The 23,481-nt window shown below is 53.4% G+C and carries 20 protein-coding genes; 12 read left to right on the plus strand and 8 right to left on the minus strand.

Annotated elements, in window-relative coordinates:
- Nucleotides 1-183: 183 nt before the first annotated feature.
- The 3 genes from INT21_RS15730 to INT21_RS15740 form a co-directional block, all read right to left on the minus strand.
- Nucleotides 184-1,566: an NAD-dependent succinate-semialdehyde dehydrogenase gene (locus INT21_RS15730; RefSeq protein ID WP_193085436.1), complete on the minus strand. Its 1,383-nt coding sequence runs from the start codon at nucleotides 1,564-1,566 to the stop codon at nucleotides 184-186.
- A gap of 200 nt (nucleotides 1,567-1,766) precedes the next feature.
- On the minus strand, nucleotides 1,767-2,402 hold the full coding sequence (gene msrA / locus INT21_RS15735; protein WP_193085437.1) for a peptide-methionine (S)-S-oxide reductase MsrA: 636 nt from the start codon (nucleotides 2,400-2,402) through the stop codon (nucleotides 1,767-1,769).
- Nucleotides 2,403-2,491: 89 nt separating this feature from the next.
- Complete coding sequence (locus INT21_RS15740; protein ID WP_193085438.1) at nucleotides 2,492-3,394, minus strand: LysR family transcriptional regulator; 903 nt, start codon at nucleotides 3,392-3,394, stop codon at nucleotides 2,492-2,494.
- A gap of 137 nt (nucleotides 3,395-3,531) precedes the next feature.
- Between INT21_RS15740 and INT21_RS15745 the strand changes: the two genes are divergently transcribed.
- The 6 genes from INT21_RS15745 (at nucleotide 3,532) to INT21_RS15770 (ending at nucleotide 10,848) form a co-directional block, all read left to right on the plus strand.
- Nucleotides 3,532-5,043 (plus strand): CoA-acylating methylmalonate-semialdehyde dehydrogenase, encoded by a 1,512-nt coding sequence (locus INT21_RS15745; protein ID WP_193085439.1) that lies wholly within the window; start codon nucleotides 3,532-3,534, stop codon nucleotides 5,041-5,043.
- Nucleotides 5,044-5,069: 26 nt separating this feature from the next.
- The gene (locus INT21_RS15750; protein ID WP_193085440.1) at nucleotides 5,070-6,725 is read left to right on the plus strand and encodes a GMC family oxidoreductase; all 1,656 of its coding nucleotides are present in this window, start codon (nucleotides 5,070-5,072) and stop codon (nucleotides 6,723-6,725) included.
- Between the two features lie 202 nt (nucleotides 6,726-6,927).
- On the plus strand, nucleotides 6,928-7,131 hold the full coding sequence (locus tag INT21_RS15755) for a cold-shock protein (RefSeq protein WP_009101184.1): 204 nt from the start codon (nucleotides 6,928-6,930) through the stop codon (nucleotides 7,129-7,131).
- Between the two features lie 212 nt (nucleotides 7,132-7,343).
- Nucleotides 7,344-9,113, plus strand: a complete 1,770-nt coding sequence (locus INT21_RS15760; RefSeq protein ID WP_193085441.1) for an SLC13 family permease — start codon at nucleotides 7,344-7,346, stop codon at nucleotides 9,111-9,113.
- Between the two features lie 73 nt (nucleotides 9,114-9,186).
- The gene (locus INT21_RS15765) at nucleotides 9,187-9,852 is read left to right on the plus strand and encodes an alpha/beta hydrolase (RefSeq protein WP_193085442.1); all 666 of its coding nucleotides are present in this window, start codon (nucleotides 9,187-9,189) and stop codon (nucleotides 9,850-9,852) included.
- A complete protein-coding gene (locus INT21_RS15770) occupies nucleotides 9,853-10,848 on the plus strand; it encodes a YihY/virulence factor BrkB family protein (RefSeq protein ID WP_193085443.1) in 996 nt (331 codons plus the stop codon).
- 98 nt (nucleotides 10,849-10,946) lie between these two features.
- Here INT21_RS15770 and INT21_RS15775 read toward each other — a convergent pair whose 3' ends face one another.
- Complete coding sequence (locus INT21_RS15775) at nucleotides 10,947-12,356, minus strand: PhoH family protein (RefSeq protein WP_193085444.1); 1,410 nt, start codon at nucleotides 12,354-12,356, stop codon at nucleotides 10,947-10,949.
- Between the two features lie 196 nt (nucleotides 12,357-12,552).
- Nucleotides 12,553-13,422 (minus strand): LysR family transcriptional regulator, encoded by an 870-nt coding sequence (locus tag INT21_RS15780; RefSeq protein ID WP_193085445.1) that lies wholly within the window; start codon nucleotides 13,420-13,422, stop codon nucleotides 12,553-12,555.
- Between the two features lie 107 nt (nucleotides 13,423-13,529).
- Between INT21_RS15780 and INT21_RS15785 the strand changes: the two genes are divergently transcribed.
- The gene (locus tag INT21_RS15785; protein ID WP_193085446.1) at nucleotides 13,530-14,393 is read left to right on the plus strand and encodes a cation diffusion facilitator family transporter; all 864 of its coding nucleotides are present in this window, start codon (nucleotides 13,530-13,532) and stop codon (nucleotides 14,391-14,393) included.
- 66 nt (nucleotides 14,394-14,459) lie between these two features.
- Here INT21_RS15785 and INT21_RS15790 read toward each other — a convergent pair whose 3' ends face one another.
- Nucleotides 14,460-14,648, minus strand: coding sequence for a DUF3008 family protein (locus tag INT21_RS15790; protein ID WP_038477378.1), 189 nt, complete (start codon nucleotides 14,646-14,648; stop codon nucleotides 14,460-14,462).
- Between the two features lie 108 nt (nucleotides 14,649-14,756).
- Here INT21_RS15790 and ybaK point away from each other — a divergent pair, with 108 nt between their 5' ends.
- The 3 genes from ybaK (at nucleotide 14,757) to INT21_RS15805 (ending at nucleotide 17,705) form a co-directional block, all read left to right on the plus strand.
- Entirely contained in the window at nucleotides 14,757-15,233 is a 477-nt protein-coding gene (gene ybaK / locus INT21_RS15795; protein WP_193068509.1) for a Cys-tRNA(Pro) deacylase, read from the plus strand.
- A 166-nt stretch (nucleotides 15,234-15,399) separates the two neighbouring features.
- Entirely contained in the window at nucleotides 15,400-16,797 is a 1,398-nt protein-coding gene (gene dbpA / locus INT21_RS15800; protein WP_120386514.1) for an ATP-dependent RNA helicase DbpA, read from the plus strand.
- A 50-nt stretch (nucleotides 16,798-16,847) separates the two neighbouring features.
- Entirely contained in the window at nucleotides 16,848-17,705 is an 858-nt protein-coding gene (locus tag INT21_RS15805; RefSeq protein WP_193085447.1) for a PA4780 family RIO1-like protein kinase, read from the plus strand.
- A 73-nt stretch (nucleotides 17,706-17,778) separates the two neighbouring features.
- Here the strand turns inward: INT21_RS15805 and tkt are convergent, their stop codons facing one another.
- On the minus strand, nucleotides 17,779-19,773 hold the full coding sequence (gene tkt / locus INT21_RS15810) for a transketolase (protein ID WP_193085448.1): 1,995 nt from the start codon (nucleotides 19,771-19,773) through the stop codon (nucleotides 17,779-17,781).
- 29 nt (nucleotides 19,774-19,802) lie between these two features.
- Nucleotides 19,803-20,762: a transaldolase gene (gene tal, locus INT21_RS15815; protein WP_193085449.1), complete on the minus strand. Its 960-nt coding sequence runs from the start codon at nucleotides 20,760-20,762 to the stop codon at nucleotides 19,803-19,805.
- 336 nt (nucleotides 20,763-21,098) lie between these two features.
- Between tal and INT21_RS15820 the strand changes: the two genes are divergently transcribed.
- Both INT21_RS15820 and INT21_RS15825 read left to right on the plus strand, forming a co-directional pair.
- Nucleotides 21,099-21,584, plus strand: a complete 486-nt coding sequence (locus INT21_RS15820) for an RpiB/LacA/LacB family sugar-phosphate isomerase (protein ID WP_193085450.1) — start codon at nucleotides 21,099-21,101, stop codon at nucleotides 21,582-21,584.
- 85 nt (nucleotides 21,585-21,669) lie between these two features.
- Nucleotides 21,670-23,394 (plus strand): dihydroxyacetone kinase family protein, encoded by a 1,725-nt coding sequence (locus INT21_RS15825; RefSeq protein WP_193085451.1) that lies wholly within the window; start codon nucleotides 21,670-21,672, stop codon nucleotides 23,392-23,394.
- The last annotated feature ends 87 nt before the right edge of the window (nucleotides 23,395-23,481 follow it).

The following is a 23,481-nucleotide window of genomic DNA, read 5'->3' on the forward strand; positions in this document are numbered from 1 at the left end:
ATCCTACATACATTATGCACGAAAACTTTCGGTTAGGCACTTAATAGTGAAGTTTTGGCAGCGCCGAACCGCTGAACAACACTAAAATCCATAACAATACTAGTAACCAAAAAAGCGCCGCTAGCCTGATGAAAGCTAGCGGCGCGCTCTTTTTATGACCTATGACTCTGAGCGTTTACCGCCTCACTCTTTAACAACAATGACCGACTTTACGTTAACGAACTCAAGCATGCCAAAACCGCCATGCTCTCGCCCATAACCGGAGTCTTTAACGCCGCCAAACGGCATTTCCGGGGTAGCGACGCCAAAGCCATTGATAAACACCATGCCGGTGTCGAAGTACTTGCTGGCAAGCTCAGTAGCACGCTTTACATCTTTAGAGATGATGCCGCCGCCGAGGCCATAACGGCTGTCGTTGGCAATGCGCATGGCGTCTTCGTCATCTTTAGCGCGAATAAGCGCCGCGACGGGTCCGAATAGCTCGTCATCGTAGGCGGGCTGGCCGGGTGTCACGTTATCCAGCACGGTTACTGGGTAAAACGCGCCTTTGCCAGATGGCTTTTCGCCGCCACAAAGGATTTTTGCGCCTTTACGCACACTCTGTTCCACCTGCTCGTGAAGAGCATCGCGTAGGTCAACCCGTGCCATGGGGCCTAGGTCGGTGTCATCTGCCCTGGGGTCGCCTACTTTCAGCGCCTTCATTTTTTCCACAAAACGCGCTTTGAACGCTTCGTAGTTGGCATCGGTCACCACGAAGCGTTTTGCAGCCACGCAGGTCTGTCCGGTATTAAACACTCGGCCAGTGACGCAGGTTTTGACGGCAACATCGAGATCGGCATCATCCAGCACCAGATAGGCATCGTTTGAACCCAATTCCAGTACGGTTTTTTTCAGGTGCTCGGCTGCTTTTGCCGCCACTTTACGTCCTGCACCATCACTACCCGTAAGCGTGACGCCACGAACCGCCTTGTGTGCAATCACCTCATCAGATACGGCGTGAGAGATAATGATCGTGCGGAAAACGTTTTCCGGTAGGCCAGCCTCACGATAAATTTTTTCGAGCAGTAGGCCACTGCCAGTGACATTCTCAGCATGTTTTAGTAGCACGCTATTACCCGCCATAATGTTGGCGATGGAGTAACGCACTACCTGATAAGCAGGGAAGTTCCACGGCTGTATGCCATAGATAACGCCCATGGGGGAGTAAGTAACAATGCCACGCTCGCCGTTGCTGGGGTTGCGCTCTTCGTCAGCTAATGTGGTGGGGCCATGCTTCGCGGTGTAATCGCATATACCTGCGCAAAGCTCGACTTCCTGGCGGGCTTGGTTGGGTAGCTTGCCCATTTCCTTCACCATCAGTTCGGCAAGCTCTTCTTTATTGGCGTTAAGCGCCTCGCCAATGGCTTTCACTACCTTAGCGCGCTGTTCAAGTGGTTTAAGCCGCCAGTCGAGAAACGCTTCATGGCTAGCCTCGACAATCTGCTTGGCATGGCTGGCATCCATTAGCGCATAAGTCTCAAGCGTTTCGCCGGTGGTTGGGTTGACGGTGGTGATGCTGTTGCTCATAAGATCTCCTATCTTTTGATCAACGGGGCGTTAAAGAATAGACCAGCTAATAGCCGACTGGTCTATTAATGTTGATTCTCCACTCTAGTAGAAAAACGTCGGTTTGCCCAAATTGATTGTTAGCGTCTTAACTACAGCGCTCCCTCTAGGGCAGTCGTCGGTAAAAAATGTTCCGTTAAACTTGCGCGCTAAAGGGGAGGCTACTCAAATATCGGCCCACCGGCTTCTTCGCCCCATACCTCTTCCAGGCGATTGTCTCGACCACAGCTCAAACGATAGAACCGGTAGCGTAGCGGATTTTTTTCATAGTAATCCTGGTGGTACTCTTCAGCTTCCCAAAACTCGCTGGCAGGGGCTATCTCAGTCGCGATGGCTTGGTCAAAGCGTGCTTCCATTTCAGCTTTCGACGCTTCTGCGAGCTCTCGTTGTTCATCATTATGGTAAAAAATGGCTGAGCGGTACTGGTCACCGCTGTCGCAAAACTGGCGGTCTACGGCGAAGGGGTCAATATTGCGCCAGAAAATCTCTAGCAGCTGTTCGTAGCTGATTTGGCTGTCGTCGTAGCTGATTTGCACCACTTCGACATGGCCAGTTCCACCGCGAGAAATCTGCTCGTAGCTAGGGTTTTCAAGCTCGCCGCCCATATAGCCAGAGATGGTGGCGCTGACGCCGGGCTGCTTATCGTAGGGAGGTTCCATGCACCAAAAACAGCCGCCAGCAAACGTAGCTTCCGCATTAGACTGAGCATGGAGTGGCGTGCTGGCGAGACCTGCGGCAGCTATGACACACAGCGTTAAGGGCTGAGATAAGGGGCGAAAAAACTGGAATCGAATCATGGTAAGCACTCCGGTGGATGTGGTGAGTTATCGCTCAATGTAGAGTCGCTTAGTGGCAACGTTGGCTAATACCTTACATAACCTATGCGCTACCCCAGCCGGTAAGGCCATACTGTGTCTAACGTATCCAATGCTGCTTTGAGCGTCGGCTCCGCAGCGCGTTCTTTGCGCCATATCATGCTAAGTGCACAGGGCAGGCGAACATTGTCGGCTACAGCCAAACCGCTTTCCTGGCGTTCGGCCATTGCCAGTGCGTCCCTGGCTAAGCTTAGACCCACTCCCGCACGGACTAAATCCAGCATACAAGCTTCTTGGTCTACTTGGGCAACCCTATTAGGCGTGGCACCGCTTGGGGTTAGGACGTGCTCTAGCAGCCGGTGGTGCGCCGAGACCGGGGGAGTGACTATCCAGGGAAGCTTGGCTAGAGCTTCCCAGCGAGTATCTAACAGTTTGGTTTCCCAGCCTGCTGGGGCAATTACGTGATAGTGGAAGTGGGTCAGCTCACGCCAAGCAAGGATTTCGCTTCCTGATCCTTCGCCGGGAGGGGCGAGAAAAAAGCCCACATCCAGTTCGCCTTGCTCTACCTTCGTTAATACGTTGCCACTCATCCCGTGATGCAGCTCGGTTTCCAATTGAGGGGCACTAGCCATCAATCGGCTGAGAAATTTACCCAGGCGAATAAATTCCGGGTCAACAATCGTGCCGATTTTTAGTTTTCCTCGCAGGGTACTGTGCAAAGCGCTAGCGCGTTGCTCAAAGGCCAGGGCGCTGGCCAGGGCATTTTCTGCGGCGGGTAATAACGCATAGCCGTCGGCGGTTAGCGTTAATCCCTGAGGGCGACGGCTGAATAGGGTTAACCCTAAGTGCTGCTGAAGTTGCTTCAACTTTAGGCTGACGGCGGGTTGAGTCAGGCATAGCTGGTCAGCTGCCCGTGAAACGCTGCCGGTACGTGCGACGGCTACAAATGCCCGTAGCGCTGAGTTTTCTTGCATAAGCGAGCACCTGTTGTCGTTGTGTTATTTGAAAAGCTTATATCTAGGTTAAAAATTACTCAATTGATTGCCTCACAGAGCTGGTTAATCTGTCAGTACTTAATTCGGTATTTTAATCTGCTTATAAAGGTAGCCAAATGACAACAACCACTATTAATCATTTCATTAACGGGCAGATCAGCCAGGGAAGCTCGGGTCTCTCTCAAAATGTGTTTAATCCTGCGACGGGTAACGTTACCGGAAACGTGGTGCTTGCCTCTGCACACGATGTCGATAGTGCTGTGCAAGCCGCTAAAGCGGCATTTCCTACTTGGGCCGACACCCCGCCCATTCGTCGGGCACGGGTTATGTTCAAGTTTTTGGAGCTGCTCAACACCCATAAAGATGCGTTGGCGGAAGCAATTACTAAAGAGCATGGCAAAGTGTTTACTGATGCCCAGGGCGAAGTTGCCCGGGGGATTGATGTCGTTGAATTCGCTTGCGGTATTCCTCAGTTGTTAAAGGGCGACTATACCGAGCAGGTAAGCACCGGTATTGATAACTGGTCCATGCGCCAGCCATTGGGCGTAGTGGCTGGCATTACGCCGTTCAACTTTCCTGTCATGGTACCGATGTGGATGTTCCCCGTGGCGATTGCTGCAGGTAACACTTTTGTTCTTAAGCCTAGTCCGCTTGACCCCAGCGCCTCGCTGATGATCGCCGATCTGCTCAAGCAGGCGGGTCTGCCGGATGGTGTGTTCAACGTGGTTCAGGGCGATAAAGACAGCGTTGAAGCTTTGATCGACCATCCGGATGTTAAAGCGTTGTCGTTCGTTGGTTCTACGCCGATTGCTAACCTGATTTACGAGCGCGGCGCTAAGCATGGCAAGCGGGTGCAAGCACTGGGTGGCGCTAAAAACCATATGGTAGTAATGCCGGATGCCAACCTGGATAAAGCCGTGGATGCCTTGATTGGCGCTGCTTACGGTTCGGCGGGTGAACGTTGTATGGCAATCAGCGTGGCGGTGCTGGTGGGCGATGTGGCGGATGGCGTGGTGGCTCAGTTGGCGGAACGTGCCAAGGCGCTGAAAGTTAAAGACGGCATGCAGTTGGATGCGGAAATGGGCCCGATTGTCACCCGCCAGGCCCATGAGCGGATTACCGGTTACATTAATAAAGGTGTAGAAGAAGGCGCACACTTGGTGGTGGATGGCCGAGAATTCGATGCCGCGCAAACCGGCGACGGCTGTGCCGAAGGCTTCTGGATGGGCGGCACTCTGTTTGATCATGTCACCCCCGAGATGACCATTTACAAAGAAGAGATATTCGGCCCAGTGCTGGCCTGTATTCGGGTGCCGGATATTGCCACCGCCATTCAACTGATCAATGACCATGAATTTGGTAACGGCGTGAGCTGCTTCACTGAGAGTGGTAGCGTTGCGCGGGAATTTGGTCGCCGTATTCAGGTGGGCATGGTCGGCATCAATGTGCCCATTCCGGTACCCATGGCATGGCACGGTTTCGGCGGTTGGAAGCGTTCGCTGTTTGGCGATACGCATGCTTATGGCGAAGAGGGCGTGCGCTTCTATACCAAACAGAAATCCATTATGCAGCGCTGGTCAGACTCTATTGATTCAGGCGCTGAGTTTGTGATGCCGACGGCGAAGTAACGCCATTACGTTACGGGAGCCCGTACATGTCACATGCTACTAATAATAACTTCGACTATATTGTGATCGGCGCAGGCACCGCAGGGTGCCTGATGGCTAACAGACTCAGTGCTAATCCAAATAATAAGGTGCTGCTAATTGAAGCGGGCGGGCCGGATAACTACCACTGGATTCATATTCCGGTGGGCTATCTTTACTGCATCAACAACCCGCGCACTGACTGGCTGTTTCGTACCGAGCCTGACAAAGGGCTCAATGGCCGCTCACTGATTTACCCCCGGGGTAAAACGCTAGGTGGCTGCTCCAGCATTAACGGCATGCTTTATCTACGTGGTCAGGCACGCGATTACGATCACTGGGCTGAGTTGACTGGCGATGACGCCTGGCGGTGGGAGAACTGCTTGCCAGATTTCATGAAACACGAAGACCATCACCGTTTGGATGAAGGCAGTGATGGCGATGCCGATCATCGCCGTTATCATGGTCATGGTGGCGAATGGCGGATCGAGAAACAGCGCTTAAGCTGGCAAGTATTAGATGATTTCGCTGAAGCGGCGGTGCAAGCGGGCATTCCGCGCACTGACGATTTCAATCGTGGTGATAACGAAGGCGTTAACTATTTTGAAGTCAACCAGCGCAATGGCTGGCGCTGGAATACTTCTAAAGCGTTTTTGCGGCCGATCAAGCAGCGCACCAACCTAACGATCTGGCACTCCACCCACGTCAATCGTCTGCTATTTGAACCGCAAGATGGCCAACCGCGCTGCGTAGGCGCAGAGCTTTTGCGTGAAGGCAAAACGATCAACGTGACAGCCAATAAAGAAGTGGTGTTGAGCGCAGGGGCAATAGGCTCGCCACAGATTCTGCAGCTTTCCGGTATTGGCGCGCCCGAGCTATTGCAACAACACGGTATTGATGTGGTGGCAGCGCTACCTGGCGTGGGTGAAAACTTGCAGGATCACTTGCAGATTCGCTCCGTCTATAAAGTGAAAGGGGCAAAAACGCTGAACACTATGGCCAGTACTCTGTTGGGTAAAGCCATGATTGGTTTAGAATACGTGCTGAAACGTCGGGGGCCAATGAGCATGGCGCCTTCTCAGTTATGTATCTTTACGCGCAGTTCTGACGAGTATCAGCACGCCAACATCGAGTACCACGTACAGCCATTAAGCCTTGATGCGTTTGGCCAGCCGTTACACGACTTCCCGGCGATTACTGCCAGTGTCTGCAACCTTAACCCCACAAGCCGTGGCTCGGTAAGGATCAAAAACCGTGATCCACAAACGGCGCCCGCCATAGAGCCTAACTACCTGAGTACCCAAGAAGACCGCAAGGTGGCGGCAGACTCATTACGGGTTACGCGGCGAATTGCCGAGCAGCAGGCATTCGCTAAGTATCAGCCAGAAGAGTTTAAGCCTGGGGTGCAGTATCAAAGCGACGAAGAGCTGGCCAAATTAGCGGGCGATATCGGTACCACGATCTTTCACCCCGTCGGGACGGCGAAAATGGGCCGCGATGACGATCCGGGGGCCGTGGTGGATTCCAAGCTGCGTGTTAAGGGCGTGAGCGGTCTGCGAGTAGTGGACGCCAGTATTATGCCGACCATTACCAGCGGTAATACCAACTCACCTACCTTAATGATTGCTGAAAAAGCGGCAGGGTGGATGATGGCCGCGGACTAGTCATCACCCTGACATTTTTTTTAACTATAGTATTGACGTGCGGCTAAGTTAAGCGCATGCTGAATGCAGTTGGTTAGCAAGTCGAACGTTGTCAGCAGTATCGAAACGCCCAAGCGTTTAGTCTGGTGAAAGTTTCTTGTTCTACCCACTGCAACTCGGGTATTACCCGGCTCTACATCAAGCTACATCGAGGATTTCGATCATGGCAACTGGTACCGTTAAGTGGTTTAACGACACTAAAGGCTTCGGCTTCATTTCTCCGGACGACAATGGCGACGACCTGTTCGCGCATTTCTCTGAAATTCAAGCTGACGGCTTCAAAACTCTGCAAGACGGTCAGAAGGTTTCCTTCGACGTGACTCAGGGTAAAAAAGGCCTTCAGGCTTCTAACATCAAAGTTCTTTAATTAGAAACGATGATGTTCGCTGCTAGCGGCTAACGCTAATATGCTAAAAAACCCCGCGAAAGCGGGGTTTTTTCGTTGCTACTTAGTCAATATCCTGCACACTTCACACGCCTATATTCTTTTTTGTTCTTACTGTGTTTCTAAAAATAACTTTTTAGAATATCTCCGAGGTGGTACAATGCTCCTAAGATTTTAGGTTAGGGATGCAGGATATGTCGCTGGATGCTTGGATAGCCGTGGGGGTAGTGCTGACTATCTTCCCGTTAATGACACTGTCTCGACTGGGGCCAGACATTATTCTGCTTGGTGCCGTCGTGGTGTTAATGACCTTGGGGGTCATTGATCCTCAGCAGGCGCTGGGTGGTTTTTCCAACAGTGGCTTGTTCACCGTGGCCTTCATGTATGTGCTGGTTGCCAGTATTCGTGAAACGGGCGGCATTGACCTGATTATTCGCTATGTACTGGGTCGTCCTAACAGTGAGCGGGGTGCGCTTGTTCGGCTGCTGTTACCCGTGGCATCGCTGAGCGGTTTCCTCAATAACACGCCCGTAGTGGCTACCTACATCCCTGCTGTAATGAGTTGGAGTCGGCGACTAAGGCTTTCTCCTCAACGGCTTTTAATGCCGCTCAGCTTCGCTTCCATTCTAGGCGGTACCATTACACTGTTTGGTACCAGTACTAACTTAGTTGTGCATGGTTTGTTAGTAGAGCGCTATCCCGCGCTTGAGATGGGGCTATTTGATTTAGCGTGGGTAGGTGTCCCTGTTGCGCTGGTGGGTCTTGCTTATCTTATCTTCTTAGGGCCGCGCTTATTGCCCTCACGAGAGGGGATGTCGAAAGCGTTTGCTAACCCTCGCGAGTTCACTATCGAAATGGAAGTTGATCCTGCAGGGGTACTGGTTGATCGTACGGTGGAAGAGGCTGGGTTACGCCACCTTCAAGAGCTTTTTCTAGTCGAAATTGAGCGTGCAGGTAATGTGGTGAGTGTGGTGGGGCCAGGCGAGCAACTAAAGGCAGGCGACCGACTCGTTTTTGTGGGCACCTCGGACGCCGCTGTAGAGCTACAGCAGATTCGTGGACTCATCCCTTCTCGTGATGCGGCGTCGAGTTTGGAAAAAGAGTTTAAAGAGCGTCGCTTGGTTGAAGCGGTGGTATCGAACCAGTGTCAGTTTATTGGACAGCGGATTCGTGACGGCCGTTTTAGAACGTTGTACGGCGCTGCTGTGTTAGCAATCTGTCGTGGCGGTGAGCGGGTAACCGGCAACTTAGGCCAAGTCCGTTTGCAACCTGCTGATGTGCTGTTGTTAGAAGCGCGCCCTCCGTTCATTGAGCGCCATCGCCAATCGAAAGACTTTCTTTTAATTAGCGAGTTGAACGGCTCAGCGCGGCCTGTTCATGAAAAAGCCCCGCTGGCTTGGGCGATTTTGTTGGGAGCGGTGCTGTTGGCGGCATTAGGTGTCTTAAGTATGCTCAATGCTGCCATGTTGGGCGCGGCGCTCGCGCTGTTAACCGGTTGTTGTTCCGTGGGCGCTGCTAAGCGTGGCCTGGATACGCAAGTGTTGCTGACCATTGCAGCATCTTTCGGGGTAGGGGCTGCGCTGCAAACATCCGGCGCGGCGGATTTCCTGGCGGGCAGTGTTCTATCGTTGGTGGCGGGTAACCCGCTGTTGCTATTAATTGCCACGTATTGCGTCGTGGCAATGTTAACCGAGTTGGTAACCAATAATGCCGCTGCGGTGATCATTTTTCCGGTGATCATGGCAGCAGCAGAAAGCCTGGGGGTTAACCCGATGCCCTACGTGGTGGCGGTAATGTTTGCTGCCTCGGCGAGTTTTTTAACGCCGATTGGTTATCAAACGAATCTTATGGTGCATGGTCCTGGCGGCTACCGGGTCAGTGATTTCTTACGTGTTGGTGGTGGTTTAAACCTTTTGACGGGAGCCATTGCCTTAACCCTTATTCCACTGGTTTGGCCGCTTTAAGCAGGCAAATGACTCGCCCAACGCGTCACTTTACGCTAGGGTGGCGCTTTTAACGTCAGCAAGGAAAGAGCCCATGACAGCCCCAGGCGAACTGATTATTGAACCGCAAAATGGTCAACCCGCCGATGCGTGCGTGTTTATTATTCACGGGTTGGGTGCCGATGGGCACGATTTCGAGCCGCTAGTGCCAGCCCTGACACTACCAGACTCAGCACATGTGCGTTTTATTATGCCCCATGCGCCGCGCTTGCCGGTCACTATTAATGGCGGCATGGTGATGCCTGCGTGGTACGATATTCTCGCTATGGACTTAGGGCGTCGGGTAGATGAAGTGCAGCTGAAAACATCTGCTGAACGTATCCAGGCGCTGATTGAAGAACAGATTGATCAAGGGATCGACAGTCGTCGTATTATCGTAGCGGGTTTTTCCCAGGGTGGCGCAGTCGCTTATCAGGCGGCCCTCTCTTTCCCTCAGCCTCTTGGTGGACTGTTGGCCATGTCGACCTATTTTGCGACGGCCGATAGTATCGATTTAGCTGAATCCAATCGTGATATACCCATCGAAGTACATCATGGGAATTTCGACCCCATCGTTCCTGAAACTCTGGGCCGCAGTGGTGTTGAACGTCTAAAAGAAATGGGCTACACGGTTAATTATCGCCAGTATCCGATGGCGCATGCGCTATGCCCGCAGCAGGTAAATGATATTGGCAAGTGGTTGAGCGAGCGGTTGGGCTAAGTGGGTAAGCAGTACCGAGGTCGTAGAGCTGGCGTACCTGGTGATATCCCTCGTGAGGGGTGGCTCGATATTATTTGGCGTGTAGTGCGTGCTGCACGTCGGGACCGGATTACTATCTTTGCCGCGGGCATCGCTTTTTATGCTCTGCTGGCGCTATTTCCGACCATTGCCGCCGTTATTTCTCTTTGGGGTTTGCTGTTTGATCCTATTGAGGCAGGTCGTCAGCTTTACGAAATGAGCCGCTTTATGCCACCGGATGCGGCAAACTTGATTGATCAGCAGGCTCAAAAGGTGGTCGAGACGACGGAGTCTGGCAATGTGATGACAGCGCTTGCGGGGCTGTTAGTGGCCATGTACATCGCATCGAAAAGCGTTTCCGTGTTAGTGATTGGCTTAAACGTAGTGTATGGCGAACACGAAAAGCGCCCGTTATTACTGCGTGGTGTCGTGCTGGTATCGTTGACCTTTGGTTTGATCATAATGACGCTAGTGTCACTGGGGTTTATCGCCATTGTGCCGATAGTAGTTGATGCGCTGACGATTGAGCCACCGGTGGATAGTGTTTTGAAATGGCTGCGTTGGCCCGCGCTGTTGTTACTGATGAGCGTGCTTATTGCTTTGCTGTATCGTTACGCGCCTTATCGACGTTCTGCCCAGTGGCGCTGGTTAAGCTATGGCACGCTGTTTGCCACCACTATGTGGTTACTAGGCTCAGGCGGCTTGTCGCTTTACGTACGGTACTTTTCTACCTTTAGTGAGCTGTATGGCTCTCTTGGTGCTGTTGTGGCGCTAATGCTGTGGTTTTGGCTGTCAGCGTTTGTGGTGCTGTTTGGTGCCGAACTCAACTGCGAAATGGAGCGCCAGACCTGCAACGACACAACGGTGGGGGCTGCTCGCTCACTTGGCGAACGTCAGGCATTTGCTGCCGACACGGTAGGTGTTGAAAACCCCTGGAATAGCGAAAATGTTGATACGCGACACGAGTCGCGGGATTAATGAACCTGTAAATAATAGCCACTAAACAACACCGCCCAGCAAAGCTGGGCGGTGTTGTTTAGTGGAAGTGTGAATCGGTAGGGTTTTTGCGGCAAACGTTACAACAGCTCTTCGGCAGCCAGTGCCAAGCGTGAACGTTCAACGCTTTTCAGGGTGATGTGCCCAGCATGGGGCCAATCCCTAAATCGTTCGACAACCGCAGCCATGCCACAGGTGTTGGCGGTGAGGTAGGGCGTGTCGATCTGGCCCACGTTGCCTAAACAGACAATTTTGGTATTTCGACCCGCTCGGGTTACCAGTGACTTCAGTTGTTTGGGGGTGAAGTTTTGCGCCTCGTCAATAATCAAGAACGTATCATTTAAGGTACGCCCACGCATAAAGCTCGGTGCGCGAATCTGTACCCTGGAGCCAATTAACTGCCGAGTAGCACCATTATCCCAGCTAGATTCCCCTTCTTCATTACGCAACAGGTTGTCCATATTGTCGTGGAAGGCACCCATCCACGGCGACATTTTCTCCTCTTCGGTGCCCGGTAAGAAACCGATATCTTCACCCATGGGTATTGGCGCACGGGTAAACACAATGCGCTCAAATAGTTTGGCGTCCAGTGTTTGCTGGAACGCTGCAGCGAGTGTCATAAAGGTTTTGCCGGTGCCTGCATTACCAGCAATGGTGACCAGATCAATGTCTGGGTCCATCAGCAAATTGAGGGTGAAGTTTTGGCGACTGTCGTGAGCATGAACGCCCCATACGCCCGCATGGTGACGGTAGTTGGTAAGTAGCTGTAGTCGGGCAGATGACGGTGAAAGCTCACGGACAATGGCTTCAAACTCAGCGCCATTTTCGCTATCGGACACCAGCATGCCGACATGCCAATGGCGAGGCATGTTGCCACTTAGCTGATAAAAGGTGTGGTGGTCGACACGTTCAACGGTGACCTCGACATTGAGCGCTTCCCACAGCGAAGCACCATCCTGTCCGGCAGTGGCGTAAACCTGTGCGCCTTCAATCATGGCATCGCTGTCAGAATAGGCGCGATCATTCAGGTAATCTTCCACTGGCACTTTTAGCGCGGCAGCTTTTACCCTCAGGTTGATGTCTTTAGTGATCAGGATGACGGAAGCATCCGGACGCTCATCGCGTAACCGGCAGGTTTCCGCCAGAATGCGGTTGTCGGGGCTGTCATCAAGGGAGTCGAAGGGTTTAAGGTCGTTGTAGCACAAAAAATGTAGGCGGCCCGATTCACCACTGATGCGGGGAATAGGAATGCCTTTCTGGATTTCGTCGAAGGTGACCTGATTGGTTAAGTCGGAAAGCGTGCGGCTAATTTGCCGCGCTGTGCGGGCAATCTCTCTGATGCCGTTCTTATGCTTGTCTAGCTCCTCGAGTACAGTCATGGGGATAACGACGTCGTGCTCATCAAAATGGTAGAGCGCGGCGGGGTCGTGGATAAGGACATTCGTGTCTAGGACATACAGCCTAGTCGCTTTCTTATCGAGTCGTACCATCGTGGAAACTACTCCTTAGTTGACGGCAACATCGACACTGGCAGATGCACTTTACGCTTAGATGACACTCACCTGTGCCGGTTCTCTAGCGTGTCCTTTTGATCTCCTTATGTAGCACTTTTTTACAAGTTCCTTAACAGAGTGGAAGGCATAAGCAATTTTTTCCAATGCTCTATTTCAACGTTATTACAAAGCATCAACGGGTAGTGCCTAAAAAGCGTGACACTTTCGTTAGCAGTGCGGTGGCTACCACTCCCAGGCTTTCTCCTTCTACGTAGCGATAATAGTGGCTGTCCAGGGCGAGATCATGATTTAGCGCGCAAAGCTGATGGCTTTCTATGGCTTCTTTCACCAATGGGTAGGGTAGCAGTGCCCAGCCAGTGCCATTGATGGCGGCATCGCGAATGACCTCGAACATGGTCAGCCCGAGGTAATTTGTCGAAAAAAGTGCCTCACTGACTAGTTTATCGCCCTGCTCATAGGTTAAGCACACCTGAGTATATTGGGCGAGATCATCGCGGGTAACGCTGGGCAAGCGGCTTAGCGGGTGCGACGTTGCCGCTATTAGGCACATGCTCACCGGTGCAAGGTTACTGGCATTTACGTCGGCACCCTCAGCGGTATACAACCCAAAGGCGATATCAACGGTTTGGCGAAGGACGAACTGTGGGTGCTCTTGGGGAGGTAATAAATATACCGAGATGGCCGTAAGCGGATAGCGCTGCTTTAAATCGTGCATGACTTGTCGCCAAAATGCTTCGGGCAATGCATCATCCCTGGCAATGCACAGCTGGCTTTCTACGCCTTGCAGGTGCTGTTGGCAGTGTTTTTTGATTCGGCTGGCACTTGTCAGCAGTCGGTAGCAGTCCGGCAACACGCTTTCACCTACTGCAGTGAGCTGTAGGCTATTGCCTGAGCGCTCAAACAGCACGACCCCAAGACTATCTTCCAAGGCATTTACTGTGGCACTTAGCGTGCTGCGTTTTATCCCTGTGTGTCGCGCGGCCGCCGCAAAGGAGCCATGTTCAGTAACGTCAATAAACGCCTGCACTTGTTCTGCGCGCATGGGTTACTCCATTGAGAGCCAAGAAAGTTGGCACTGAGCGATTGGTGAAACGTTAGTGTACTCACTATGATGCGTTGGGTTTAACATACTTTACTGGAGTATTTCGCGTGACCCCCTTTGTCGCCGAGCGCCGTGCGCTCAGATTTTCTGCTGTCTCTGCCAGCCTGTTTGCCTTTACCGGCCTTGCACTCGGGCTTGCCAGTGGATCAATTACTATTTTATTCGATAGTGGCTATTCGCTATTAAGTTTAGTGCTGGCGTCGCTGTCGTTGTTTGCGTTAAAGCAGGCGCGCAAACCGGCAGATAATCATTACCCCTTTGGGCGGCTGACCGTAGAGCCGCTGGCTGTGCTGCTTAAAGGCGTAGTGATCGCGTTAGTGTGCCTGTTCTCAATGGTGTCTGCTGTGTGGAGTCTTGCGCAAGGCGGGCGGCTGGTAACGTTAGATCTTGCGTTGATGTTTGGCGTGGTGAATGTGGCAGGCTGTTTACTGACCTGGTGGTGGTTGAGCCGTTATGCCCAAATTGCGCGCTCTTCACTGCTGGCTGCCGAGCTGCGTCAGTGGCAAATGGACACATGGCTGAGTGCCGCTGTGATGCTGGGCTTTGCGCTCACATGGGGATTAACGCTGACCCCTTGGGCTCATCTGGCGCGTTTTGCCGATCCTGTGATGGTGCTGATTATCGCCGGATACTTCTTGCCGATGCCTATTCGCATGATGCGTGGCGCGCTGCGCGAATTGATGTTTGGCGAGCCGTTGGGTAGCGTTCGCCAGGACGTAGTACAAGAGGTGGCAGACTTCGATATTGCCAATGACGACGTACGTTTAGCTCAGGTTGGTAGCTTCTTAATGGTTGATATTCAACTGGATATGCAACAAATCAATGATGCGGAGGAGATTGTTGAAAGTGTAGAACAGCACTGCAAACAGCGTAATCTGCGTGCAGTGACCAGCATTACATTGGTAACTTAATTTATTAGCAGCAGAATAGGCAGCAGTGACAGCGCTGCCTCAACCTGAGCCGTTGCCGATAGGCGTTTAGTCGTTTGCTCTCTTTTGAGGCTTACCTTTGCGCTGGGTGCTTGCCATCTCTTCAAGTTCCTCTTCGCTCATTGAGTCATACATGTCTTTAGAGGAATCATAAAGTTCACTAGGCTTTGTTTCACCACGCTTGGCAGAAAGCGCCGCTCCCGCAGCTTTCTGCTGTGCTTTGGAAGTTGCTTTCATAGGTCGACTCCTGTCTAGTTGACTTCCTTTAACCAATCACGATATTAAGCTTAGCAGAGAGAAGTGTCCTTTCCAGACGAGCTGACGATGTTAACTTAAGAGAATTCCATGACACCGGCGATTAATAGCGCGAAACACGCGGGAATTGCGTTTCAGATCCATGAGTATCAACACGATGCTGCTGCGCAATCTTACGGGCTGGAGGCAGCTGAAAAACTGGGTGTTGCCGCTCAGCAAGTGTTTAAAACCTTGGTAGTTATCCTGGATGGTAAGCAGTTGGCAGTTGGTATTGTACCGGTCACCAGCCAACTGGGATTAAAGCAAATTGCTAAAGCGGCAGGGGCGAAAAAAGCGTCAATGGCGGCGCCAGGTGATGTGGAACGGACCACGGGGTATGTGCTTGGTGGTGTTAGCCCGCTGGGCCAGAAAAAGCGTCTGCCTACGTTTATCGACGATTCGGCGCAGACATTTTCGACACTGTATGTAAGTGCGGGGCGACGTGGGCTGGAGATTGAGCTTGCTCCGAACGACTTAGCAGCGTTATGCCAGGGGCGTTTTGCAGCGCTAGCAACGACTCTTTCCTAATCTCTGATCTACTATTTATGGGACTAGCAACCACTCATCTATGGGGCTAGCAACCACCCATGTTGTACCGTTCGCCTATCCTTGCCAAGGCATAGATTGGCGCTTTCTGGTATGGTGCTTCACATTATAGGTTTGCTGGGCAATATAGCCCCTTCAGGATAATTTTGTGTCTGACACTTCTTTTGCATCGCTGGCGCTCTCTCCTGCGCTTTTAAGCAACTTAGATTCCCTTGGCTATCACGCAATGACGCCTGTGCAGGCGCAAAGCCTGCCACCGATGTTGGCGGGGCGTGATGTGTTGGCTCAGGCCAAAACGGGGTCGGGGAAAACCGCTGCCTTTGGCTTGGCACTGCTGGCTGAGTTACGCGTAGAAGCATTTGCTGTACAGGGCCTTGTGCTGTGCCCCACCCGAGAGCTCGCCGACCAGGTGGCCGAAGAACTACGCCGTTTGGCGCGTGGGTTGCCCAACGTTAAAGTGCTTACCCTATGCGGCGGAGCGCCGTTTGGGCCGCAGTTAGGCTCCTTGGAACATGGTGCGCATATTGTCGTAGGCACGCCGGGACGTATCGACGAGCATTTACGCAAAGGCTCGTTGACACTGGGGTCGCTTACCACCTTGGTACTTGATGAAGCCGATCGTATGCTCGATATGGGCTTTCAAGACACCATTGATGCGATCATTGATGAGACCCCAGCGGATCGCCAAACGCTGCTGTTTAGTGCGACATTCCCAGACGATCAGGCGTCAGGTGGCCTGACTGCTATGACCCGCGGCATTATGCGTGAGCCAGTGATGGTCAAAGTGGCCGAGGTTCATGATGCCACTACTATTGATCAACACTTCTATGACGTTGCCAATGAAGAGGCGCGTTTCGCGGCCCTTCAACAGCTGCTACTGGTTTATCGGCCAGCGACCAGCGTGGTGTTCTGCAACACTAAACGCGAAACTCAGGCGGTGGCTGAGCAACTGGTGGATGCCGGCTTTAGTGCCGTGGCGCTCAACGGTGACTTAGAGCAGAAAGATCGTGATCGTCGCCTAATTCTATTTGCTAACCAAAGTGCGTCTATTCTAGTAGCAACGGATGTTGCTGCGCGCGGTTTAGATATTGCTCAATTAGATGCGGTGTTTAATTATCAGATTGCCCGTGAGCTTGATGTTCACGTGCATCGAGTAGGGCGAACCGGGCGCGCAGGGGCTAGCGGCATTGCCTGTACGCTGGTCACACCTAAGGAGCATTATCGGCTGGAGCGGTTGGAAGGCTTGCTAGAACAACCGATTACCACCGAACCCTTGCCCAAACCCCAGCATTCAGTGCCATTTGAACCGCCTATGGCAACACTGCAGTTGGCGGGTGGTAAGAAAGACAAACTGCGCCCGGGGGATATCCTAGGGGCGCTAACCAGCGAAGGTGGCCTGCGTGGTGATCAGGTAGGCAAAATTAAAGTGCTGGCCCGCAGTGCCTATGTAGCGGTGGAGCATGGGGCTGTTCAAAAAGCCCAGGCCAAACTTGAACGTGACAAGCTTAAAGGGCGCGCTTTCCGCGTCCGCCGTATTCGCTATTGATCGATTAATGATTGTGCACAGATAGTAAAGAGGAGCCGACGCAGCTAACCATGAAAATCCCTAAGCGATTACAGCCCCTGGTCGATGATGGAATGGTCGACGAGGTGCTGGTGCAGTTAATGAGTGGTAAAGAGGCGCAGGTGTATGTCGTGCGCTGCGGTGAAGAAGTACGTTGCGCCAAAGTCTTTAAAGAAGCTAAACAGCGCAGCTTTAAACAGGCCGTGCAATACCAGGAAGGGCGCAAGGAGCGCAATAGTCGTCGTTCGCGCGCCATGGCCAAAAAGACTCGCTACGGTCAAAAAGAGCAGGAGCAGGCGTGGCTGAATGCGGAAGTCGATGCGCTATATCGTCTTGCTGCCGCCGATGTGCGTGTGCCTGAGCCACATGGTTTTGTTGATGGCGTACTGCTCATGGAAATGATCAGCGATGCCGAGGGAAACGTAGCGCCACGTTTGGACGAAGTGACCCTAACCGAGGAGCAAGCGCTGCGCTATCACGCCAAAGTGATTCAAGACGTAGTGCGAATGCTGTGCGCAGGTTTGATCCATGGCGACTTATCTGAATTCAACGTGCTGGTTGACGCCGAAGGGCCGGTGATTATCGATTTGCCCCAGGCGGTGGATGCGGCGGGTAACAACAGCGCGGCGGCAATGCTGGAGCGCGATGTTGATAATATGCGCGCCTACTTCGGTCGTTTTGCCCCCGAGCTACTGACTACCCACTACGGTAAAGAAATGTGGGCCTTGTATGAAGCAGGCAAGCTACACCCTGATAGCAAGCTGACTGGCCATTTTGAGCTTGATAGCCACATAGCCAATGTCGATGAGCTATTGGAAGTGATTGATGATGCCATTGAGGAAGAGGCTGATCGTCAGGCGCGTATGCGCGGTGATGATGACGAAGATTAATGTTTAATAGGGCATGGCTTTTATTGTAATGCTAGCCATGCCCTAGATTGGAAAGTTGTTTAACGCTTTCTTACTAGCTCCTTAGTATTTCCTCTGCTTCGCTTAATATATTCTCGATCGTAAAGCCGAAATGTTTGAACAGTTCGCCCGCAGGTGCAGACTCACCGTAGGTGGTCATACCGATAACACGTCCATCCAGGCCAACGTACTTGTACCAGTAGTCGGCATGGCCCGCTTCGATCGCAATCCGTTTGGTGACTGCTTTGGGCAGTACACTTTCACGGTATTCCGCGTCTTGGCCATTAAAACAGTAGGTTGACGGCATGGAAACCACGCGCACTGCGTTACCTTGCTGCTCTAGTTCTGCTGCGGCGTCCATGGCAAGCGATACTTCAGAGCCGGTAGCAATCAAAATCAGCTCGGGCGTACCGTCACTGTCTTTCAAAATGTAACCACCACGCTGAATGGCCGCTAGTTGCGCCTTGGTGCGCTGCTGATGAGGCAGGTTCTGGCGCGAGAGCACCAGCGCGGTGGGGCCGGCGTGACGCTTCACCGCTGCATCCCAGGAAGCCGCTGTTTCAACCGCGTCACAGGGGCGCCATGTGTTCAGGTTAGGCGTTGTGCGCAGGCTGGTCAGCTGCTCAATCGGCTGGTGGGTGGGACCATCTTCGCCCAGACCAATAGAGTCATGGGTAAATACATAAATGGCTTGTTGGCCCATCAGCGCGGCCATCCGCACGGCGTTACGCATGTATTCCATGAAAATCAGGAAGGTCGCGCCATACGGAACGAAACCACCGTGGAGGGCGATACCATTCATCACCGCGCCCATGCCGAACTCACGTACCCCGTAGTGCAGGTAATTGCCGCTAGCGTCTTCCGGCGTGATGGCTTTGGCGCCCTTCCAGAAGGTCAAGTTAGACGGCGCAAGATCGGCGCTACCGCCGAGCAGCTCAGGCATTTGCGGGCCGATAACATTCAACGCTTCAAAAGAGGCCTTGCGAGAGGCAATGCTTTCACCTTTCTCTTGCGCCTGCTCAATGAGCGCAGCGGTTGAAAGTTCTGCCGGTAGCTGCGCCTTCATGCGGCGCTCAAACTCTTTGGCTTCGGCTGGGAATGCTTCGGCATAACGGGCGAAGCGGGCATCCCACTCCTGCTGGCGGGTTTTGCCAGCGTTACGGGCATCCCAAGCAGAGTACACGGGCTCGGGGATATGGAACGGTGCGTGTTCCCAGCCGAGTTGCTTACGGGCGAGGGCCACTTCGTCGTCACCTAAGGGTGCACCGTGTGCCTCTTCTTTACCCTGTTTGTTAGGTGCGCCAAAGCCAATGATTGTTTTGCAGATAATCAGGCTCGGCTTATCGTCGTGGCTCTTGGCTAATTCAATAGCCGCTTTGATCTCTTCCGGCTTATGACCGTCGACGTTCGGCACCACGTGCCAGCCGTACGCTTCAAAGCGCTTAGCGGTGTCGTCGGTAAACCAGCCTTCCACCTCGCCATCAATAGAGATGCCGTTGTCATCATACAGGGCAATCAGCTTGCCAAGCTGCTGAGTACCTGCCAGCGATGCGGCTTCATGGGAGATGCCTTCCATTAAGCAGCCGTCACCCAGGAAGCACCACGTATGGTGATCAACAATGTTGTGGCCAGGGCGATTAAACTGCGCGGCCAGCGTTTTTTCAGCAAGCGCAAAACCAACGGCGTTGGCGAACCCTTGGCCCAGTGGGCCGGTGGTGGTTTCGATGCCTGGTGCGTAGCCAAATTCGGGGTGGCCAGCCGTGGGCGAATGCAACTGGCGGAAGTTCTGCAGCTGTTCCAGGCTTAATTCATAGCCGCTGAGGTGCAGCAGCGAATAAAGCAGCATTGAGCCGTGGCCATTAGACAACACGAAGCGGTCGCGATCAGCCCATTTGGGATCTTCGGGGTTGTGCTTGAGGTAGTCATTCCACAGCACCTCGGCGATATCAGCCATGCCCATAGGCGCGCCAGGGTGGCCAGATTTGGCCTTCTGAACAGCATCCATGGAAAGGGCGCGAATGGCATTGGCCAGCTCAAAACGGGTTGGCATATCAATGTTCCTGTGCAGTGTTCTTATTATCAATGGGAAGAGGAGAGGCGCTCGGCGATCAGGGCTTCAAGATGCGCCTGATCCTCAGCAAAGCGGCGGATGCCCTCGGCCAGTTTTTCGTTGGCCATGGCATTCTGGTTATGCCCCCAACGAAACTCGGGTTCTCCAATTGGTGCCGGGCGCGCGCCCTGGCCGCCTTCCTCGGCAATCGCTCTGGTCACTTCCCCCTGGGTGCCTGCCAGCTCCTCCAGCAATGCAGGAGAAATCGTCAGTCGCGGGCAGCCCGTCAGCGCCAAAACCTGTCCTGTTGTGCGGAAACTTGCCCCCATCACCACGGTATCGTAGCCACCCTGGTTGACCCGTTGACAGACTCCGCTAACAAACTGTACGCCAGGGTCTTCCTCGGAGGAGTATTTCTGGCCGGTCTCTTTCTTGTACCAGTCGGTGACCCGGCCCACAAAGGGCGAGACCAGAAAAACACCGGCATCAAAGCAGGCTTGGGCCTGGGCATCGCTGAATAGTAGTGTCAGGTTGCACTGGATACCTTCACGCTCCAGCCGCTCGGCGGCGCGGATGCCTTCCCAGGTGGAGGCCAGCTTGATCAGCACACGATCTCGCCCTACGCCGCGCTGGTCGTAGTATTCGATCAACTCATGAGCTTTGCGGACACTGGCCTCCTCATCAAAGGAAAGGCGTGCCGCGACTTCCGTGGATACCCGCCCCGGCACCACCCTGGCAATTTCGCTGCCCATGGCAACGGCAAGCCGATCCACGGCCTGCTCGGCCTGAGCCTGGCGCCCACCACTCTGGGCTCGGAGTGCCGCCAGCTCCGTATCGATCAACGGCTGGTAATCGGGGAGCTCGAACGCCTTGAGAATTAGAGAGGGGTTGGTGGTGGCATCCTGGGGCTTGTAGCGCCGTATAGCACTCAGGTCGCCTGTATCGGCGACGACCAGGGAATGGTGACGTAAGGAATCAAGCTGTGACATGCGGCCTCCAGTGCTTTGTATTTATGAACCAATGATGATCAAATGATTGTGTATTTAATTGCTATTTGTCAAACAATCCTGACTTTGCAAGTGATTTTGAAGATAGACTAAAGGCTTATAAATGATAAAAAAAGTCACTTTAATTTCAAAAAAATGATTAATTACAGTGTTTTATTTTTAATGAGTGCTTCGCGTTGAGCGGTTTTATAACTTTTGCTGGTGATCGATCTCATGATCAGTATGTTTGCAAATGCTCGCTTAGTGGTAGATTGGCTTTCATCGGTCAGTACGCAAGGCCGGGATTGACCCCCCTACAATTATTAATGGAGAGCATTCATGTCTGACGTCAACACGAAGCCTGCTTTAAAAGTCGCCATCGGAGGTGATGAGGCAGCCTTCGAGCTCAAGAAGGTCCTAGTCCTTCATTTGCGCGATCTTGGCTATCAGGTTGAGGATTTTGGTACTTTCAATGCGGAGCCGATTCTTTATCCTGACGTGGCCTTTGAAGTGGCGACGGCTATCCAGGGGGGGCGGTTTGATCGCGGTGTCCTGCTATGCGGCACTGGCATCGGTGTTGCCATGTCGGCCAATAAGGTGCCGGGAATTCGTGCCGCCCAAGCGCACGACACCTACTCTGCTGGCAAGGCGCGCACCAGCAATGATGCGCAGATTGTCACCCTAGGGGCTCGCGTCGTGGGGGCGGAGTTAGCCAAGGAGATCGTCACGACCTTCCTCGCTAAATCATTTGCTGGCGGAGCTTCGGCGTCGAAGGTGGAAAGAATCAAGGAGTATGAGTCGCGCCTAGATGGTGCAAGGCACTGACTCTTGTCAATCAACAACAATTATAGCTAGTCGGTGGCGAGCTCTATGGGCACCGGCTGGCCTTTAACTAAAGAGGCACGTTTCCATGACACGCTTGTTCAATGACCCTAGTGACTTCCCTGAAGAAGCCCGCCTCGGGCTGGTGGCCGCTCATCGCGACAGATTGATGGCTGTGCCTGGCGGGGTTGTGCGCAGTACTCGTAGCGAACCTGGCACAGTGGCGGTAGTGATTGGGGGAGGGGGTGGGCACTACCCGACCTTCGCTGGTCTGGTCGGGCAGGGTCTTGCCCATGGTGCTGTCATGGGTAATCTGTTCTGCTCGCCTTCGGCACAGCAGGTCTATTCAGTGGCCAAGGCGGCGAACAACGGCGGTGGCGTCTTGTTGACCTTTGGTAATTATGCAGGTGATGTTCTCCACTTTGGGGAGGCGCGCGAAAGATTGATTGCAGAAGGTATTCCCTGCGAGATTGTGACCATTACCGATGACGTGGCCAGCGCGCCACTCAGTGAAATCGACAGGCGGCGTGGCATTGCTGGCGACCTGACTGTTTTTAAGGTCGCCGCTGCGGCTGCCGAAGAGGGTGGCAACCTGGGCGAGGTCGTGGCCGTAGCGCGCGAAGCTAATCATCGCACGCGTTCCTTCGGTGTTGCCTTCGATGGCTGTACCCTACCGGGTGCGAGCGACGCACTGTTTCACGTACCTGAAGGCAAGATGGCTATTGGTCTGGGTATTCATGGTGAGCCGGGGATTGATGAGGCTGATGTGCCAACTGCTAATGGGTTGGCGGAGATGCTGGTTGCCCGACTTCTCGATGAGCTGCCGGAGGGGGTGAGTATTGCGGGCGCCCGAGTGGCGCCGATCCTCAACGGGCTGGGTACCATCAAATATGAAGAGCTCTTCGTGGTTTATCGGCGCGTGGATGAGCTGCTGTATGAAGCTGGATTGCGGATCGTCGAGCCAGATGTGGGAGAGCTGGTCACTAGCCTGGATATGGCGGGCGTGTCACTGACGTTGCTATGGCTTGATGACACTATGGAGCGACTTTGGGTGGCGCCAGCAGACGCGCCGGGTTACCGCAAGGGTAGTGTGAAGTGCGCCGAATCAATTGATGTGTCAGAAATGGAAATTGTGGCTCAGGATGAGATGCCCGTTGCCAGTCAAGCCTCCAAAGAGTTGGCGGGCGGCGTGGTGGCGGCCCTTGAGGCGCTTGCCAAAACGGTTGATGAAAATGCCGAGATGCTTGGGCGTATTGATGCAGTCGCCGGTGATGGTGATCATGGTATCGGAATGCAGCGGGGCAGCAAAGCTTGCCTGGAGGCAGCCAGGCAAGCTCAAAGTGATGGCGCGGGTGCCGAAACCGTCCTGCGCTTGGCAGGCGCGCGCTGGGCTGACAAAGCGGGCGGCACCTCTGGAGCAATCTGGCGAGTGATCCTCACCTCGGTTGGCGAGGCTCTGGGCAACGAGTACCCGCTGGATGCAAGGCGCCTGGCAGCGGGAGTCTCGGCTGCTAGTGACAATGTCATGAGTTTCGGTAAGGCTAAGCTCGGTGATAAGACTCTGGTCGATGTGATGGTGCCGTTTTCAGATGCCCTGTCCGCATCGGTGGTATTAGGGGGTGGGGTTGTTGTCGCCTGGGAGAAGGCATCTAGGCGGGCAGAAGAAGCTGCTGAGGCCACTGCTGAGCTGTTGCCTAAGGTCGGGCGCGCAAGGCCGCTGGCCGAGAAAAGCCTGGGCACCGTGGATGCCGGTGCCAAGTCACTGGCACTGATCACCCGTTGCCTGATACCGATATTGAAGCAGTGTGATTGATCTAGGGTTCTTCATATGAATAGCAAGGCTTCCGTCCTGTGCGGGGGCCTTGCTTTTTTAATGTATGCTAGCACCCATCAGAAAACG

The sequence above is a fragment of the Halomonas sp. 3F2F genome (genome assembly GCF_014897805.1).
In the GTDB taxonomy this organism is placed as follows: Bacteria; Pseudomonadota; Gammaproteobacteria; order Pseudomonadales; family Halomonadaceae; genus Vreelandella.

Coding starts and splice junctions, on each gene's coding strand:
- INT21_RS15730 (WP_193085436.1), bottom strand. CDS start 1,566: ATGAGCAACAGCATCACCACCGTCAACCCAACCACCGGCGAAACGCTT.
- msrA (WP_193085437.1), bottom strand. CDS start 2,402: ATGATTCGATTCCAGTTTTTTCGCCCCTTATCTCAGCCCTTAACGCTG.
- INT21_RS15740 (WP_193085438.1), bottom strand. CDS start 3,394: ATGCAAGAAAACTCAGCGCTACGGGCATTTGTAGCCGTCGCACGTACC.
- INT21_RS15745 (WP_193085439.1), top strand. CDS start 3,532: ATGACAACAACCACTATTAATCATTTCATTAACGGGCAGATCAGCCAG.
- INT21_RS15750 (WP_193085440.1), top strand. CDS start 5,070: ATGTCACATGCTACTAATAATAACTTCGACTATATTGTGATCGGCGCA.
- INT21_RS15755 (WP_009101184.1), top strand. CDS start 6,928: ATGGCAACTGGTACCGTTAAGTGGTTTAACGACACTAAAGGCTTCGGC.
- INT21_RS15760 (WP_193085441.1), top strand. CDS start 7,344: ATGTCGCTGGATGCTTGGATAGCCGTGGGGGTAGTGCTGACTATCTTC.
- INT21_RS15765 (WP_193085442.1), top strand. CDS start 9,187: ATGACAGCCCCAGGCGAACTGATTATTGAACCGCAAAATGGTCAACCC.
- INT21_RS15775 (WP_193085444.1), bottom strand. CDS start 12,356: ATGGTACGACTCGATAAGAAAGCGACTAGGCTGTATGTCCTAGACACG.
- INT21_RS15780 (WP_193085445.1), bottom strand. CDS start 13,422: ATGCGCGCAGAACAAGTGCAGGCGTTTATTGACGTTACTGAACATGGC.
- INT21_RS15790 (WP_038477378.1), bottom strand. CDS start 14,648: ATGAAAGCAACTTCCAAAGCACAGCAGAAAGCTGCGGGAGCGGCGCTT.
- ybaK (WP_193068509.1), top strand. CDS start 14,757: ATGACACCGGCGATTAATAGCGCGAAACACGCGGGAATTGCGTTTCAG.
- INT21_RS15805 (WP_193085447.1), top strand. CDS start 16,848: ATGAAAATCCCTAAGCGATTACAGCCCCTGGTCGATGATGGAATGGTC.
- tkt (WP_193085448.1), bottom strand. CDS start 19,773: ATGCCAACCCGTTTTGAGCTGGCCAATGCCATTCGCGCCCTTTCCATG.
- tal (WP_193085449.1), bottom strand. CDS start 20,762: ATGTCACAGCTTGATTCCTTACGTCACCATTCCCTGGTCGTCGCCGAT.
- INT21_RS15820 (WP_193085450.1), top strand. CDS start 21,099: ATGTCTGACGTCAACACGAAGCCTGCTTTAAAAGTCGCCATCGGAGGT.
- INT21_RS15825 (WP_193085451.1), top strand. CDS start 21,670: ATGACACGCTTGTTCAATGACCCTAGTGACTTCCCTGAAGAAGCCCGC.